This is a genomic window from Neorhizobium alkalisoli, from assembly GCF_007829835.1.
GTDB lineage: Bacteria > Pseudomonadota > Alphaproteobacteria > Rhizobiales > Rhizobiaceae > Neorhizobium.
On the sequence record NZ_VIWP01000005.1, the window covers coordinates 258362 to 274363 of the forward strand.

Below are 16002 nucleotides of genomic sequence, written 5' to 3' on the forward strand. Positions count from 1 at the left end.
TCGCAAGCCGCGAGAAATAGGCCTCGGCTTTGGTGATGTGTCGCCTGTCCGCCGCCCCATCATCAAAAGCCCGGTCCGGATGAACCTAGCCGGGCTTTTGCGTCAAAAGCGCGATCTCAAGGCATCCGCACGATGCGGCCGTTGCCCCGGATATCCGAGCGCCGCAGAACCGGATTGCCGAACAGTTCGACATTGCCGTTTCCGGAAATCACCACATCCGCATCGACCCTAGCGGTCATTTTCGCGTCGCCGTTTCCGCGAATGTCCACCTGCGCCGATTGCGCGGTCAGGTCCTTGAATTGCACGGCGCCGGAGCCGGAAATGTTGAGGCCGACGATATCGACTGTCCCGCTAGCCGTGGATTTGCCGCTGCCCCGGATGTTCAGTTCCAGCTGCGGCTGATCGAGCTGCGCAAGCGTCAGTTCGCCATTGCCGAGCATGTCCCAGCGGGTGATTGCCGGTCCTGAAAGTTTGACCTCAAGCCGGGTCGCGAACCAGCCGGGATCGCAATCCAGCTCCAGCCGCCCGGCCTCGATCCTGACATGGCCGAGCAGGTCGGGATCGCCGCTGACGATCGCTTCCGCCGTATCGCCCGGCAGATAATAGACCGAGGCCGGCAGGTCGATCGCGAAACGATCACCGGCCTCGAAGGGCAGCGTCACCTGTTTCTGGGTAGAACCCGTCGCCTCGCATGTCCGGCCTACATTCCACAGATGCGCCGCATCGGCCCAGTCCGCGCCGGAAAGCAGGGCGCCGAGCGTCAGGAAACCGACGGCCCCCATCAAGCCTGCAATTGCCACATGCCCCAATGTCCGTGTCATGCCCATTCCCTCCAGAAAAACGGTTTGAAAAGAGTTTGAATTTTCAGATGTCTTGAATTCTCAGGCTTCATGTCGGGCCGGCTGGGCCAGACGGAAATGCAGTCTTGCGTAATGGCCGAGCGTGCGAATGCCGGCCCCAAATCCGATCAGAAGCAGGGCGCCAAATCCGATAAAGGCGCTCAAAAGCCCGGCACCGACGCAGAGGCGGGCCAGAATTTCCATCACCGTGCCATCGGCGTGGAACAGGGCGGAGAGGATGATCTTCACACCGACCGCGCCGACGGCAAAAAGCCCGATCCCGAAACCCGCTGTGACCAGCGTTGCGACAATCAGCAGCGGCAACAGGAAAAAAATGTCGACGAAGGCGAGTGCGGCAAGCGCCATCGCAGCCGCAGCGAGATTGGAAAGGCTCCGGTCGCTTTCGAACCGCCGCAGCCCGATATCGGCACGCAATTCGCGGGCAATGCGGGCAGGATCGCCGAGCGCTGCGGCAACCTCCGCCTCGCTGCGCCCATGCGCCTGCGATTCCTCGAAATGCGCTGCATAATCGGCGACGATCTCGGCAATCTCTGCGGCCGGAAGACCGGCAAGAGAGCGCCTGAGGCCATCTAGAAAGGCATCCTTCGTCATGACAAATCCTCCAGAAGTGTATCGACGGCAACCGTGAAGGCACGCCAGTCGCTGCGATGCGTTTCGAAAACCGTCTGCCCGAGTTCCGTCAGCCGGTAATATTTTCGCGGCGGACCGCTGCTCGACTCGACGATGCGGGTGGCAACCAGTCCATCCGTCTGCATGCGCCGCATCAGCGGATAGATCGTGCCTTCGCCCATGCCGACGGCCGAGACGAGCGTGCTGGCGATCTCGTAACCGTAACTTTCGCCGCGCGACAGCACGGCCAGCACGCAGAGATCGAGAACGCCCTTCCGCAATTGAATTTGGATTGAGTCAGCCATCATGCCTCCAGATCTGCATTTTATATAACGCAAGATACCTTGTTATGCAAGATACCTTGCTATGCGTTGATCATGCGCCTGCAAACGGGCGAAATAGCGAGGTTTTTCAATGCAGAAGGGCCGCTCGGTATCTCTGGCCGAAGAAAACACGCTTCGGTGAAAGGCAAAATCACTGACAGATCGAAGCCCGAAAACACCGGTAGCGCGGATGCTGTGACTGGATTGGATTCAAGTCCGTCGCGGCCGGGATCGTCAGCTCAACGAATGCAATTGATAAAAATCAAGACCAGGCGCTTCCAACCTGGGCGCGAGGCGCTAACTTGTATGCGTTTTAATGCATGTTTCATGAACGATAAAAGGTAATGAATTCGATGATCAGTGGAAATGTAAAGCTCGAACTGCTCTATCCGACAGTCGATCAGGCAGCGATTTACCCCGTCACCAAACCGCTCAGCGACAGCGAGATCGAGTTTACCAAGGACGATCTTCATCCGACGGGCCGCGATCCGGTCGCAGTCCAGCACGATATTACCGGCTCGATCTACACATTCACGATCATGGCCAACACCAGCTGGTTTTTCGATTCCAGCACGGCCGCCAATGACTATGTCCTGACCTTCGACAGTCTCGGCGGCACGTCCGGCAAGACGTTTTACAGCGCCGATATCCTGACCAACGACATGAGCTTTGCAGCAGATGATGTAACGGCCTCCGGCAACAAGCTCGACATCGACCTTTCGGGACATATTTACAAGCCGAATGCCGTGCTTTCGGTCCAGCTCGGTTTTGCCTATACCGGCAAGGGCGGCGCAGACCGTCTGGTCGGCGACAATGGCCGCGACATGCTGAATGGCGGTGCGGGCAATGACAAGCTGATCGGTGGCGCAGGCGCAGACAAGCTGGTGGGCGGCACGGGCTCCGACACCGCCTCCTATATCACCGCCGCCAGCGGCGTCACCGCCGACCTGACAAAACCCTCGTCCAACAAGGGCGATGCGAAGGGCGACACCTACAGCTCGATCGAAAACCTCGAAGGCTCGAAATTCACCGACCGCCTGTTCGGCGATGCCGGCAAGAACGTGCTGAAGGGCGATGCCGGCAATGACGTTCTTCAGGGTGCGGCCGGAAACGACAGCCTTTATGGTGGCAATGGCAATGACCGCCTTTATGGTGGAACCGGCAATGACAAGCTTTATGGCGGGCTCGGTGCAGACGACCTTTACGGCGGCACCGGCAACGACATCTTCTATTTCACGTCAGACAAGGATTCCACGGTTTCCGCCGCCGGCCGCGACACGATCTTCGATTTTGAGATCGGCGACAAGATCCATCTGGTCGGCATTGATGCAGACACGACCCATGCCGGCAACCAGAAATTCGACTTCATCGGAACCTCCGCCTTTTCCGGTGATGCCGGCGAACTGCGCTACAAGAAGATGGCCTCCGACACCGTCATCTATGGCGACCTGAACGGCGACAAAAAGGCCGATTTCTCGATCCATCTCGACGACGCCGTCGCCTTGCAGAAGAGCTATTTCTTCCTCTAAAAAAATGCCTCTATCCCCTCCGTCATCCTCGGGCTTGTCCCGAGGATCTGCAGGTGCCTGATATATCCGACGTGGTTAGATCCTCGGGACAAGCCCGAGGATGACGATCCTTAAGCCACGCGGCCTGCCAGACAAGCAGAACCGCGAAACCCACCCCCTCCTTCTCCAACGCCGCTTTTCGTCATTGGAGAATTTTCCGGCTTCGGTGTATCACATGGGCGCCGCGGCCCGATCGGGCGGCGCGGCGACAAGACCGACTGTCGAAAGAACGCGTGGCATGGAAAATACGGCGGAAACGGCCGAAGGCGGCTTTGATGTCGGCGAACGCCTGCGCATGGTGCGCGAAAACCATGGCCTTTCGCAGCGCGGTCTGGCGGTCAAGGCCGGCGTTACCCATTCGCTGATCTCGCTGATCGAAAAGAACAAGGTCAGCCCCTCCGTCGCCTCGCTCAAAAAAATCCTCGAAGCGATCGCCTATCCGCTCACCGATTTCTTCGCTCTCACCCTGCCTCCGGTCGACCAGATCTTTTACCGCGCCGACGAGCTGACGCCGCTTTCGGCAAACGGGGTCACCCTTCTGCAGGTCGGTGATGCCAAATCCCACAGCGTCCAGGTGTTTCACGAATTCTACGAACCCGGCGCCGATACCGGTGAGACCATGCTGGCCCATGAGGCCGAAGAGGGTGGCGTCGTGGTCGCCGGCGAGCTGGAACTGACGGTCGGTAACCAGACCCGCATCCTCAGACGCGGCGATGCTTTTCTGTTCGACAGCCGCCTGCCGCACCGTTTTCGCAATGTCGGAACCGAGCGCTGCGAGGTGGTCAGCGCAGTCACTCCGCCCTATCTCTGACGAACCATCCTCAGGACCGGAAGCGCCCAAAAATCTAATCGATATTAGTATGACTTTATTGCCGCCACGGCGTTGATTGTCGGCAGTCTATGTCTTAACTCAGCAACCGGAACATTTCACGCCTCTGCCGGCGGCACCGGACCATGGATCGGGCCGCCTTCCGCGATTTAAAAACCGAAAGTGGACACCATGCAGACCTATCCCGACGTCAAACTTTTCATCAACGGCGAATGGCGCGATGCGCTGGCCGGCGAGACCATCGAAGTCACCGATCCGGCGACCGATGAAGTGATCGGCAAGATTGCCCATGCCCGCAAGGCCGACATGGATCTGGCGCTCGAAGCCGCCGACAAGGGTTTTAAGGTCTGGCGCGACACCTCGCCCTTCGACCGTTCCAAGCTGATGCGCAAGGCCGCCGACATTCTGCGCGAGCGTGCCGATGCGATCGCCTACATGATGACCCGCGAACAGGGCAAGCCGCTGGCCCAGTCGAAGATGGAAATCATGGGCGCCGCCGATACGATCGACTGGTTCGCCGAAGAAGCCCGTCGCACCTACGGCCAGATCATCCCGGCCCGTTTTTCCGGCGTCAACCAGATGACGATCAAGCTGCCGGTCGGCCCGGTCGCCGCCTTCACGCCGTGGAATTTCCCGATCAACCAGATCGTCCGCAAGCTGTCCGCCGCCGTTTCCACCGGCTGCTCGATCATCGTCAAGGCCCCGGAAGAAACCCCGGCTTCACCTGCTGAACTGATCCGCGCCTTCGCCGATGCCGGCATTCCGGCTGGCGTCGTCAACCTGATCTACGGCATCCCGGCCGAAATTTCGGAATACCTGATCCCGCATCCGGTCATCCGCAAGATTTCCTTCACCGGCTCGACGCCGATCGGCAAGCATCTCGCAGCCCTCGCCGGCAAGCACATGAAGCGCGCCACGATGGAACTCGGCGGCCATGCACCAGTCATGATCTTCAATGATGCCGATCTCGAAAAGGCGATCGAAGTCACCGCCATGTCGAAATTCCGCAATGCCGGCCAGGTCTGCGTTGCCCCGACCCGCTTCCTGATCCAGGACGGCGTTGCCGACCAGTTCATGGAAGGTTTCGTCAAGGCTGCGAAGGCAATCAAGGTCGGCAACGGTCTCGATGCCGACACGACCATGGGCCCGCTCGCCAACGAGCGCCGTATCCCGGCCATGGAAGCGCTGATCCAGGACGCCGTGAAGAGCGGCGCAGACCTGAAGACCGGCGGCAACCGCATCGGCAACAAGGGCAATTTCTTCGAGCCGACCGTTCTTGCCAACGTTCCGACCTCGGCCAAGATCATGAACGACGAGCCCTTTGGCCCGGTCGCGATCGTCAACCGCTTCTCGACCTATGAAGAAGCGATCGAAGAAGCCAACCGCCTGCCCTTCGGCCTCGCATCTTATGCCTTCACCGGCTCGGTCAAGACCGCCCACATGCTCGGCCGCCAGGTCGAAGCCGGCATGCTGACCATCAACCACAACGGCCTTGCCCTGCCGGAAGTACCGTTCGGCGGCATGAAGGATTCGGGCTATGGCACGGAAGGCGGTTCGGAAGCCGTTCAGGCCTATCTCGAAACCAAGTATGTTTCGCAGATGAACTGAGACCCATGGGTTTTGCGATGATCTTTGAACCGGCCGGAGTGAAAGCTCCGGCCGGTTTTGTTTTGCCCTCTTGCTGTTACCCATCAACTCGAATACCAAAACAAAACGGGAACATATGGATGGCATCATGGCTGAAACCGAATCCGCGCCGCTGCTAAAAGAAATCTTCAACCGCGCCCGCCTCGAGCATTTCGCGCGGGAAACGACGACGGTCTATCCGGCTTTCGATGGCGAGCGTTTTCTGGCCCTCACCTCGCAGAACCTCAACGCGCTCAGCATCATGCAGCGGCTGCGCCAGATTGCGCTCGCCTATCACGCCGTCCTGCCCGGCGGGTTCGAGAAGAATATCGAAATCCTATGGGCGCTTGCACCGCGCATCGGCCACGGCTTTGCCTCGATCACTCTGCCGGAATATGTGGCGCTACACGGCAAGGACCATTTTGACCTGTCGATGCAGGCACTAGCCTATTTCACCCGCTTCGGCTCCTCCGAATTCGCGATCCGGCATTTCCTTCAGGACGATCTCGCCCGCACTCTCAAGGTGATGGAGGTGTGGTCGCTGGACGACAACGAACATGTTCGCCGCCTCGCCAGCGAAGGCTGCCGCCCGCGCCTGCCATGGTCCTTCCAGCTGAAGGCATTGATCGCCGATCCCTCCCCGGTCGCTACCATTCTGGAAAACCTGAAAAGCGACCCGAGCCTCTATGTCCGCAAATCCGTCGCAAACCACCTGAACGACATCACCAAGGACCATCCGGCCTGGGTGTTCGAAAAGATCGCCGACTGGGACCAGGAGGATGCCCACACCGCCTGGATCATGAAACAGGCGCTACGCACCCTGATCAAGAAGGGTGATACCCGCGCCCTCCACCTGTTCGGCGCCGGCCACAAACCGGATGTCGCGGTCGAGGCCTTTTCGGTTACCCCGTCATCGCTGAAACTCGGCGGTGCGGTGAAGATCGCGGCAAGCCTGCGCTCCACCGCGACAGGCCCGCAAAAGCTCCTGATCGACTATGCCGTCCACTACGTGAAGAAGGCCGGCGGCACCTCGAAAAAGGTGTTCAAGTGGAAGGAGCTGACCCTTGCCCCCGGCGCCAGCGCCGAACTTTCCATCAGCCGCGCCATACGCGATTTTACGACGCGAGTGCATTACGCGGGAAACCATCCGGTCGAACTGATCGTCAATGGCGAGGTTTTGGCCGAGGGAGCGTTCGAGCTTTTGGAGTGAGGCGCTTATTCAAACAGTTCGGCATGTGTCCCGGCGCGTGTAAACACCACGAGATTGGCCTTTTCGTCGAGGGTATAGATCAGAAGAAAATCGCCGCCCACATGGCATTCGCGGTGATCTGCCCAATTTCCCGCCAATTCATGATCCTTCCATTCCGGGGGCAGAGGTGCGGCATTGGCAATGATCAGCAGCATGACCTGCTTGAGTTCAACCATGTTGTAGCGGCCCGTCCTGTCGAGCCTGTGCCAGTCTTTTTCGAACGCCTTCGTGAAATCGGACTTCCGTGGAAGTGAAGCCTGCTTGGAATGTGCAGGGGTCTGGCCGCCGCGTTTATGCGGCACTTTTCTTGGCCTTCAACGCATCGAGAAGCGCGTCTCCGGTCGCAAATCCCTCACGACGCGATGCCTTGATGGCCCTCGCCTCTTCCATCGCTGCCAGCGTTTGCGGGTTCGGGCGAGCCAGTTCCAGCGGCAGAGCCTTCTCGCGGGCAATTCTGGTGAGGGTCATGCGCATCACATCCGATATGGTGAGGCCAAGACTATCCAGCACAAGAGCCGCCTCGTCCTTGAGGACCGGGTCGATGCGCACTCTCACATAAGCATTTTCAGCCATGGCGGCACTCCTCTCGATGAGGAGAAAGTGTAGCCCAATTGGGCACCACATTCAAGAATGCCAACAATCGACCCTAAACCGCAAACACCTTCGCCCGCCGCAGCGTCACAAACCCGCCATCACCGGCCTCGACAGCCTGCTCCGGCTCGACATCGAATTCCAGCTGCTCCCCGCTTTCCGTCTCAGCCAGCACACGGCGGCTGTCCGGGCGGTCCATGACACGGGTGATCCGCGCGGCAATGCCCGGCCCGTTGGCCTGCCAGTCGAGATCGGCCGGGCGGGCATAAAGCTCGGCCTTGCCATCGGCGATACCCGCCGCATCCACCTCAGCGCCGCCCGCATAGGCGCGGCCGTCGCGGACGTCTGCGGAAAGCACGTTGGCATCCCCTAGAAACTTCATCACGAAGGCGGATTGCGGGTTGCGGCAGACTTCCTGCGCCGTGCCCTGCTGCACGATCTGGCCGTCCTTCAGGATGACGACACGGTCGGCGAGGTCGAGCGCCTCTTCCTGGTCATGGGTGACGAAGATCGTCGTAATGCCGAGCTCCCGGTGGATTTCACGCAGCCAGCGGCGCAGGTCGTGCCGAACGTTTGCATCGAGCGCGCCAAAAGGTTCGTCGAGCAGAAGCACCTTCGGATCGACCGACAGCGCGCGGGCCAGCGCCACGCGCTGCCTTTGACCACCGGAGATCTGGGCCGGAAAACGGTCGCCGAGATTTTCCAGCCGCACCAGCCGCAGCAGCTCGGCGACACGCGCCTCGATCGCCGCCTTCTCGCGCTTCACCTTCGATACTTTCATGCCGAAGGCGATATTTTCGGCGACGGTCATGTGCGGGAAAAGCGCGTAATGCTGGAAGACGAAACCGACGCCGCGGTCGCGCACCGGAATGTCGGTCGCATCCTGATCGCCGAAATGGATGGCGCCGCCATCGGCATATTCCAGCCCCGCGACCATGCGCAGGATTGTCGTCTTGCCCGAGCCTGAAGGGCCGAGCAGCGCCAGAAGCTCGCCGCTTTCGATATCGAGCGAGACGCCGCGCACGGCCCGAAAGGTGTCAAAAGTCTTCACGACGTTTTCGAGACGGATCTTCATGGGGTTTTCTCCGCGGGCTGGGCAATAAGGGCGGAACGGCGCACGCGGCCGGCCCCCTGTCTTTCCAGCGCCACCTTGGCGATGATGGTGAAGACGGCGATGAGCGCCAGGATGGAGGCGGCGGCAAAGGCACCGGTCGCCTGATAGTCGTGATAGAGAAGTTCGATATGCAAGGGCAGCGTATTGGTCTGCCCGCGAATATTGCCCGAGACGACCGAGACGGCGCCGAACTCACCCATCACACGGGCATTGCAGAGCACGACGCCGTAGAGCAGCGCCCATTTCACATTCGGCAGCGTTACCGAAAAGAACGTCCGCCAGCCGGAAGCACCGAGCGAGGTGGACGCCTCTTCCAGATCACGTCCCTGCGCCTGCATCAAGGGGATCAGTTCGCGGGCGACGAAGGGTGCCGTGACAAACATCGAGGCGAGAACGATGCCGGGAATGGCGAACAGGATTTTCACACCCCAATCATCCAGCGTCGGCCCGAACACACCCTGCAGGCCGTAGACGAAGAGATAGGCGACACCGGCGACGATCGGCGAGACAGAAAACGGGATTTCTATAACGACCAGCAGGAACCGCTTGCCCCAAAAGTCGAATTTCGTGATCGACCATGCCGCCGCGATCCCGAAGGCGGTATTGACCGGTACGGCGATCAGCGCGGTGAAGACGGTGAGCCCGATCGCATGCAGCGTATCGGGATTGGCGATCGTATCGCGGTAGACGGCAAAACCTTTGGCAAAGGCCTCGACGCCGATGACGAGAAGCGGTGCCACGATCAGGAGCGCCACGAACAGCAGCACGATACCGATCAGCATGCGGCGAAAAATCTTGCCATCGCCGACGCGCGGCGGCTTTTTGCCTCTTGAAATGCCGCTCATGGTCAGTTCCTCACCGTGTAACGCAGTGCTCGCGCCTGCATCCAGTTGGTGAGCGCCAGCATCGCAAACGCGGTCAGCAGCAGGACGGAGGCGACCGCGGCAGCGGCCTGATAATCGTATTCCTCGAGCCGGATGAAGACGAGAAGTGCGGTAATCTCCGTCGACATCGGCTGATTGCCGGCGATGAAGATGATCGCGCCGAATTCACCGAGCGAACGGGCAAAGGAGAGCGATACGCCGGCCAAGAGCGCCGGGGTCAAGAGCGGCAGGATGACCTTGCGAAAGATTGCCCAGTCGGGCCCGCCGAGCGATTGCGCCGCCTCCTCCAGCGCCGGGTCGAGATCCTCTAGAACCGGCTGCACGGTGCGCACGATGAAGGGCAGCGAGGTAAAGCACATGGCGATCATGATGCCGAGCGGCGTATAGGCCACCTTGATGCCAAAATCGTTGAGGATCGAGCCGAACCAGCCATTGGGGGTGAACAGCGCCGTCAGCGCGATACCGGCCACCGCCGTCGGCAAGGCAAAGGGCAGGTCGACCATGGCATCCACAAGCCGCCGGCCGGGAAAGCGGTAACGGGTCAATACCCAGGCGAGCGCGAGGCCGAAGAACAGGTTGAAAATGGTGGCGCCGAGCGCCGAAAGCGCCGTGACGCGGTAGCTTGCCAGCGCACGGGAGGACGAGACGATCCGCCAGTAATCCTCCGGCCCGAGGCTCGCCGCCTTGAATACGAGGGCCGCCAGCGGCAGGACCACGATCAGCCCGACATAAAACAGGGTCACGCCAAGCGACAGGCGTAATCCGGGCAGGACATTGCGTCTCAAACGATCGGTTCCTTATCAAAGCAAAGCCGGCGGATGGAAATCCGCCGGTCGGGTGTCGCAGCTTTTGGTTCTCCTCATCCCTGTGCTTGTCACAGGGATCCAGCCAGCCCAAGTCCTTGGGCTGAGGGAGTCCTTCGACCCGACAGACGTCGGGTCACTGGATTCCTGTGACAAGCACAGGAATGAGGTTGTGGAGATGGCAGCCTAAACGTGAACCGCTACCCGTGAAAGGCCTATCGGCTGCCGTAAAGCTTGTCGAGTGTGCCGCCGGAGGCAAAATGATCCTTCTGGATCTTGTCCCAGCCGCCGAACACGTCATCGACCTTGACGAGGCGGATCGCCGGAAAATCGGCCTTTACCTCGGCAGCAACCTTCTCGTTGTTGACACGATGGCCGAACGCCGCTGCGATACGCTGGCCTTCTTCCGTGTAGAGGAAGTCGAGATAGGATTTTGCCAGCGCTTCCGTGCCGTGTTTCTTGGCGACCTTGTCGACCACGGCGACCGGGAATTCGGCAAGCAGGCTGACGGACGGGATGACGCTTGCCACCTTGTCCTTGCCATACTGCTTTTCGATGCCGCGGGTTTCAGCCTCGAAGGTGATCAGCACATCGCCCTGGCCACGCTCGACGAAAGTGGTCGTTGCAGCACGGCCGCCGGTGTCGAAGACCGGGACATTGTCGAAGATCTTCTTGATATAGGCTTCGATCTTTTCCTCGTCGCCCTTGTACTCTTCCTTGGCCCAGGCGTAGGCGGCGAGATAGGTGTAGCGCGCATTGCCCGAGGTTTTCGGGTTAGGGAAGACGGCATGCACATCGTCACGCGCCAGATCACCCCAGTCCTTGATGTTCTTCGGATTGCCGGCGCGCACCAGGAAGGACGGGAAGGAATAGAAGGGCGAGGCATTGTTCGGGAATGCCTTGGTCCAGTCCTTGGCGACAAAACCCTGCTTGGCGAGGAAATCGATATCGGTCGACTGGTTGAAGGTGACGACATCTGCCTCCAGCCCCTCGACGATCGACCGGGCCTGTTTCGACGTGCCGGCATGCGACTGGTCGATGGTGACGCCCGGATGCGTCTTGATGAAGGCCTCGTTCTCGGCGACGAAAAGCTCGCGCGACACGTCATAGGAAGCGTTGAGCAGCTTCTTGGCATCCTCAGCCATCGCGGGCTGGACGAGCAGAGCGGCAATGGCAGTGCCGAGAATAAGCAGGCGATTCATGCGGATCTCCGGTGTTTCGATTTGACCGGAAATTACCGGCAAGGACCGGAAATCACGAGAAACCCGAGACCCAACTCGGGAGAACGCTTAGAATTTTCGCCTATTTTCCGCCACATTCCGCGGTGGTTTTGCCCGTGCGAACGGAGAACCGGCCATCAGACCGGCGGCAGATCAAGACCGTTCGGCAAAGAGATCCAGATCACCGTCTGCGCTTCCGGCGAATGCCGCGACAGATGCCCCTTGCCATGCGTATCCGCCACCAGCACGAAACTGCCCGCCGGCACGTGGCGGACCTCGCCGTCGCTCGTCTCGTAGTCCACCGATCCATCCAGCCGCACGGTCAGCACCGGCTCGGGCACCCCATGCCAGGCCACTTCGCGCATGACAGCCGGAATATGGGAGATACGAACACGGGAGGCCGGATAACTGGCCGTGACATCGAAGGGAGTGGCGTCGGGATGCACCCGTCTCTCGGTCGTCGGCAGTTCGATCTCGTCGAAATGGGATTCGCCATCCGGCGTGGCATAGATGCGCAGGCACTTCATCACGGCTTGCTCCTGATGTTTTCGTAGAACGAAACGCAGCCTGCCTATCACGAAGCAAGCGGCAGATGCCATGGAGCCGAATACGGAAAAACGATCAGGGGGTGTGGGCGCCGTTACAACCTATTGCGGTTTTGCCAAAAGCCCCGTTGCCATCACCTGAAAAGCCTCAACGGCCTTCGGCAACACATCCTTTGCGTTGTCGCTCGCCGCAACCCAGAGAGCAGCGTTGAGAGCAGCACCGCTCAGCAGTCGCGCCGCCGCCTCGGCATCGACGGGTTTCATCACCCCTTCGGCGATCAGCCCCTCCACCGCCCGCCGTGTCACCTGCAGACAGCTGTTCTGGCTCGGCCAGAGGGACGGATCTCCGAGCACGGCCGGTCCATCGAGCAGCACGATCCGCTGCACTTCGGGGTCGAGCGCCATCTCGATATAGGCAGCCCCTTCGGCAAGCAGAGCCGGCCACCCCTCGCCCGCCGCAGCGCCGATCTCCTGCGCCCTTGCCGCCATTTCTGAATCGATCTGGTTGACGACTGCCGCCAGCAGGCCGCGCTTGTCGCCGAAATTATGGTAGAGCGCGCCGCGCGTCAGGCCGACATCGGCCGTCAGCTCGTCCATCGAGGCCCCTGCAAAACCCTTTTCGGCAAAGGCCTTGCGCGCAGCAGCGATCAGCTTGCCGCGATTTTCTTCCATCATTTCCAGACGCTTGTTCGCCATCTCGCACCAAATTCACATACGTCGCGTATATCAATTTGACATACGGCGCGTATCTGGATATTTTCACATACGCAACGTATCTCAATCGCCGCGGCCTGTGAACCCTTGGGGCACCGCGCGATGCGACCAGAAAAACAGGAGAAGATGACCATGAGCAAACGTGACGCAGTTTTCCCCGCCGACCGGCACGCCCTTTACGAAGAACACGGTTATTCCGCCGCCATCCGCTCTGGAGACTTGCTTTTCGTCTCCGGCCAGGTCGGCAGCCGCAAGGACGGAAGCCCGGAACCGGATTTCGAAAAACAGGTGGAACTGGCCTTTGAAAACCTGAAGGCCGTGCTCGCCGCCGCCGGCGGCACGCTGGACGACATTGTCGATGTCACGACCTTCCACACCGACCCGCAAAACCAGTTCGCGACGATCATGCCGGTCAAGCAGCGTTATTTTGCGGAAAAACCCTATCCGAACTGGACGGCCGTCGGCGTCAACTGGCTTGCCGGTTTCGACTTCGAAATCAAGGTGATCGCGCGGATACCGGCAAAGGTGTGATGGCTGACGAATGGAGCGACGGAGCCCTGGGATCGTCCGGGGCTCTGTCCTGATAGCAGTCCGGTCCCAGACGCTCTTAAATCAGAAAATCGTCCGAATACATCTTGAACGAACCAACCAGAGCGATCTTGAAATCCGCTTTCCCGTCGCCAGTCACGTCAGCATAGACATAGGTGTACGATTTCGTCTTCTCGTAACGTAGCTCACCGGCATGGCCGCTGAATTTCTTCGCTCCGATCCAGTCGAATTCTTGATGGCCGGCAAGCTTGCTGTTGGCGTCGATGCCGTCGAGTTCGATCAGGTCGCGCGTGCCGTTCTTGCCCGGCTCATGCTGCCAGTCGGTGATGACGTCGGGCGCCTTGACGGTGCTGTCCTTGAGAAAGAGGAAGTGGAACGTATCTTCGCCGAGACCGCCGGACAGCACATCCCGACCGGAACCACCCTCCAGCCTGTCGTCGCCGCGCATGCCGTAAAGCCGGTCGTTGCCGTCACCGCCGAGCAGGAGGTTCATGCCCCGATCGCCTTTGATCGTCGCGTTTTTCACCGCACTGTCGACAATGTCCATGTAATCGGTGACGGCAAATTTGTAATCGTGGACCTCGGCGACGAGATTGCCGGCCTTGTCATGCGCGGTAATGTTCAACACGTAGGAAAAGTCGCGCACGCCATAGGCCTGGTAGAGAACTTCCTTCGTCGTCACCAAGCGATAACCATCCATCTCGAAGGTGGAATCTGCCTTCTGCCGCTCGCCTATTGTACCGCCATAATCAACCAGCGCGTACATGCTCAAATCGAAGACAAGGTCCGCCAACTTGTAGCCTGACACGTACAGGTAGGCGACCTCGCCTCCTGCGTCATAATGCTCGACGATCTGCTTGGGCAATCCTGTGATTTCGGCAAGCGCCATGCTGCTCTCCCCTTCAGCTCTTCGCACGCAATAGTCGTCGATGGAGCGATTTTCCTGTCTTCAATACTATTCTCCTACAACAACGCCAAAGCATAAATTCTGGCCTCCTCGAAGGAATCCCGCCGCTTTTCTGGCGATCGAAAAAACTTCGCAGCTTTATCAATCGCTTGATAGAAATCGGCCCATCCCGTTTTCCCCCTCCCCAAAACCGGGCGCATAATCATCATCGTCATCGGATGGGAACCGGGTTCGCGAGCCGGCATCCTCCTCGGGTTTGCGCCTGGTTCCGGTGATGGTCGAAAACTGGTCGGACGGGAACTGACACGTCCCGAAAAGATCGGAAAACGGCCGGGGCAGGCAGAAAACCTATCCCTTATACCCGCATCGCAGCTGCCTGCCCCATTCCCTCCCCATGCCGGTTTCGCCGGCGTGGTTATCGGTGTTCGTCAAAGACGATGATCGGGAAACAGGACCGCATGTTTCGGCATGAAATAGCGGTCGATATCCGCATCGGTGACCTCGGCCAGCGCCGCCGGCATCCATTGCGGATTGCGGTCCTTGTCGATGATCGCGGCCCGCACGCCCTCGTAGAAATCATGGTTGCGCAAGACTTCGACACCGGCGGTGAATTCCCGCTCCAGGCATTGCACGAGGCTCGAACTGTCGCGCCCCAAACGCAACAGCCGCAGGGTCAGCTTCAGGCTGGTCGGAGAGCGGCGAGCGATCGTATCGCGCGTCATCTCGGCAAACGCGCCCTCCTCGGCCGCCAATGCCTCCATGATCGCCTCGACCGTATCGAAGCGGAAAGCGCGGTTGCTCAGATCGGCATTGAGCTTCAGCGGGCTTTCACCAGCCGGTACGGCAAAGCCGTCGATCACCGCCTGCACACCGGCATCGCCCGCGTCTCCGGCAAGCCCGCCAAGTGCTGCAACGAACTCGGGAAGTTTTTCGGACGGCAGGCAGACATCCGCAAACCGGACCTGGATCGCATCCGCGGCACCGATCTCCAACCCCGTCAGGCCCATCCATGTCCCCGCTTCTCCGGGTGCGCGCGGAAGAAGCCAGGTGGCCCCCACATCGGGAAAATAGCCGATACCCGTTTCCGGCATGGCAAGCCGCGTGCGCTCGGTTACGACCCGGAATTTCCCATGCGCCGAAATGCCGACACCGCCACCCATGACGATGCCGTCCATCAGCGCCACATAGGGTTTGGGATAATGGGCGATGGTATAATTGAGCGGAAATTCTTCGCGCCAGAACTGCGTCACATCGGGATCGTCGGCGCGACCGGTCTGGTAGATCGCGCGAATATCGCCGCCGGCGCAAAGCCCGCGCTCGCCCTCGCCCGTCATCACCACGCAGGAAATATCCGGGTCGGCGGCGAAATCAGCCATCGCCGTCTTGATGATCCGCACCATGCCGAGATTGAGACTGTTCAGCGCTTTCGGCCGGTTGAGCCGGATCATTCCGGCCGAGCCGATCCGGTCGATCAGCACTTCGTCACTCTGCATGGTCTTTTCAGGCATCCGCACCTCCGGTCGGCGCATCGACCCGAAACCGACATCCGATCCCGGAAAGACGATGCGCAAATTCAAATGTTCCCGAAGGCAATATTGGGCATGTTCGCCG

At 60.0% G+C, this 16002-nt stretch carries 18 protein-coding genes; 5 read left to right on the plus strand and 13 right to left on the minus strand.

Translation table 11 applies throughout. From position 1 onward, the window contains the following. Positions 1-116 precede the first annotated feature (116 nt). From FHW37_RS20365 to FHW37_RS20375, 3 genes are read right to left on the minus strand one after another with little or no spacing between them, the layout of a single operon-like run. On the minus strand, positions 117-821 hold the full coding sequence (locus tag FHW37_RS20365) for a GIN domain-containing protein (RefSeq protein ID WP_145639733.1): 705 nt from the start codon (positions 819-821) through the stop codon (positions 117-119). Between the two features lie 60 nt (positions 822-881). Further along, positions 882-1451 (minus strand): DUF1700 domain-containing protein, encoded by a 570-nt coding sequence (locus tag FHW37_RS20370; protein WP_145639735.1) that lies wholly within the window; start codon positions 1449-1451, stop codon positions 882-884. After that, the gene (locus tag FHW37_RS20375) at positions 1448-1774 is read right to left on the minus strand and encodes a PadR family transcriptional regulator (protein WP_145639736.1); all 327 of its coding nucleotides are present in this window, start codon (positions 1772-1774) and stop codon (positions 1448-1450) included. The genes FHW37_RS20370 and FHW37_RS20375 overlap by 4 nt, the downstream gene beginning before the upstream one ends. 371 nt (positions 1775-2145) lie before the next feature. Between FHW37_RS20375 and FHW37_RS33665 the strand changes: the two genes are divergently transcribed. The 4 genes from FHW37_RS33665 to FHW37_RS20395 all read left to right on the plus strand — a co-directional run bounded on the left by FHW37_RS33665 (position 2146) and on the right by FHW37_RS20395 (position 7025). Then, positions 2146-3321, plus strand: coding sequence for a calcium-binding protein (locus FHW37_RS33665; protein WP_246690844.1), 1176 nt, complete (start codon positions 2146-2148; stop codon positions 3319-3321). A 277-nt stretch (positions 3322-3598) separates the two neighbouring features. Beyond that, positions 3599-4171, plus strand: a complete 573-nt coding sequence (locus FHW37_RS20385) for a cupin domain-containing protein (protein ID WP_145639738.1) — start codon at positions 3599-3601, stop codon at positions 4169-4171. Positions 4172-4360: 189 nt separating this feature from the next. Then, entirely contained in the window at positions 4361-5797 is a 1437-nt protein-coding gene (locus FHW37_RS20390; protein ID WP_145639739.1) for an NAD-dependent succinate-semialdehyde dehydrogenase, read from the plus strand. 127 nt (positions 5798-5924) lie between these two features. Next, positions 5925-7025 (plus strand): DNA alkylation repair protein, encoded by a 1101-nt coding sequence (locus FHW37_RS20395; protein ID WP_145639741.1) that lies wholly within the window; start codon positions 5925-5927, stop codon positions 7023-7025. A gap of 5 nt (positions 7026-7030) precedes the next feature. On the opposite strand, the gene FHW37_RS20400 is transcribed toward FHW37_RS20395, so the two are convergent. The 8 genes from FHW37_RS20400 to FHW37_RS20440 all read right to left on the minus strand — a co-directional run bounded on the left by FHW37_RS20400 (position 7031) and on the right by FHW37_RS20440 (position 12917). After that, positions 7031-7366 carry a type II toxin-antitoxin system YafQ family toxin gene (locus FHW37_RS20400; protein ID WP_145639742.1) on the minus strand — a complete coding sequence of 112 codons (336 nt, stop codon included), beginning with the start codon at positions 7364-7366 and terminating at the stop codon, positions 7031-7033. Continuing rightward, positions 7356-7637: a type II toxin-antitoxin system RelB/DinJ family antitoxin gene (locus FHW37_RS20405; RefSeq protein WP_145639744.1), complete on the minus strand. Its 282-nt coding sequence runs from the start codon at positions 7635-7637 to the stop codon at positions 7356-7358. Before FHW37_RS20405 ends, FHW37_RS20400 begins: the two co-directional genes overlap by 11 nt. Positions 7638-7710: 73 nt before the next feature. Then, positions 7711-8730, minus strand: a complete 1020-nt coding sequence (locus FHW37_RS20410; RefSeq protein ID WP_145639745.1) for a sulfate/molybdate ABC transporter ATP-binding protein — start codon at positions 8728-8730, stop codon at positions 7711-7713. After that, positions 8727-9614: a sulfate ABC transporter permease subunit CysW gene (gene cysW, locus FHW37_RS20415; RefSeq protein ID WP_145639746.1), complete on the minus strand. Its 888-nt coding sequence runs from the start codon at positions 9612-9614 to the stop codon at positions 8727-8729. The genes FHW37_RS20410 and cysW overlap by 4 nt, the downstream gene beginning before the upstream one ends. A 2-nt stretch (positions 9615-9616) precedes the next feature. Next, the gene (gene cysT, locus FHW37_RS20420) at positions 9617-10438 is read right to left on the minus strand and encodes a sulfate ABC transporter permease subunit CysT (RefSeq protein WP_145639748.1); all 822 of its coding nucleotides are present in this window, start codon (positions 10436-10438) and stop codon (positions 9617-9619) included. A 233-nt stretch (positions 10439-10671) separates the two neighbouring features. After that, on the minus strand, positions 10672-11658 hold the full coding sequence (cysP, locus tag FHW37_RS20430; protein WP_145639749.1) for a thiosulfate ABC transporter substrate-binding protein CysP: 987 nt from the start codon (positions 11656-11658) through the stop codon (positions 10672-10674). Positions 11659-11813: 155 nt separating this feature from the next. Beyond that, positions 11814-12203, minus strand: a complete 390-nt coding sequence (locus FHW37_RS20435; protein ID WP_145640160.1) for a hypothetical protein — start codon at positions 12201-12203, stop codon at positions 11814-11816. A gap of 120 nt (positions 12204-12323) precedes the next feature. Next, positions 12324-12917, minus strand: a complete 594-nt coding sequence (locus FHW37_RS20440; protein ID WP_145639750.1) for a TetR/AcrR family transcriptional regulator — start codon at positions 12915-12917, stop codon at positions 12324-12326. Between the two features lie 150 nt (positions 12918-13067). On the opposite strand from FHW37_RS20440, the gene FHW37_RS20445 reads away from it, so the two are divergent. Next, positions 13068-13466: a RidA family protein gene (locus tag FHW37_RS20445; protein WP_145639752.1), complete on the plus strand. Its 399-nt coding sequence runs from the start codon at positions 13068-13070 to the stop codon at positions 13464-13466. 76 nt (positions 13467-13542) lie between these two features. Here FHW37_RS20445 and FHW37_RS20450 read toward each other — a convergent pair whose 3' ends face one another. Next, entirely contained in the window at positions 13543-14373 is an 831-nt protein-coding gene (locus tag FHW37_RS20450) for a M10 family metallopeptidase C-terminal domain-containing protein (protein ID WP_145639753.1), read from the minus strand. 446 nt (positions 14374-14819) lie between these two features. Beyond that, the gene (locus tag FHW37_RS20455) at positions 14820-15899 is read right to left on the minus strand and encodes an enoyl-CoA hydratase/isomerase family protein (protein ID WP_145639755.1); all 1080 of its coding nucleotides are present in this window, start codon (positions 15897-15899) and stop codon (positions 14820-14822) included. Positions 15900-16002 lie beyond the last annotated feature (103 nt).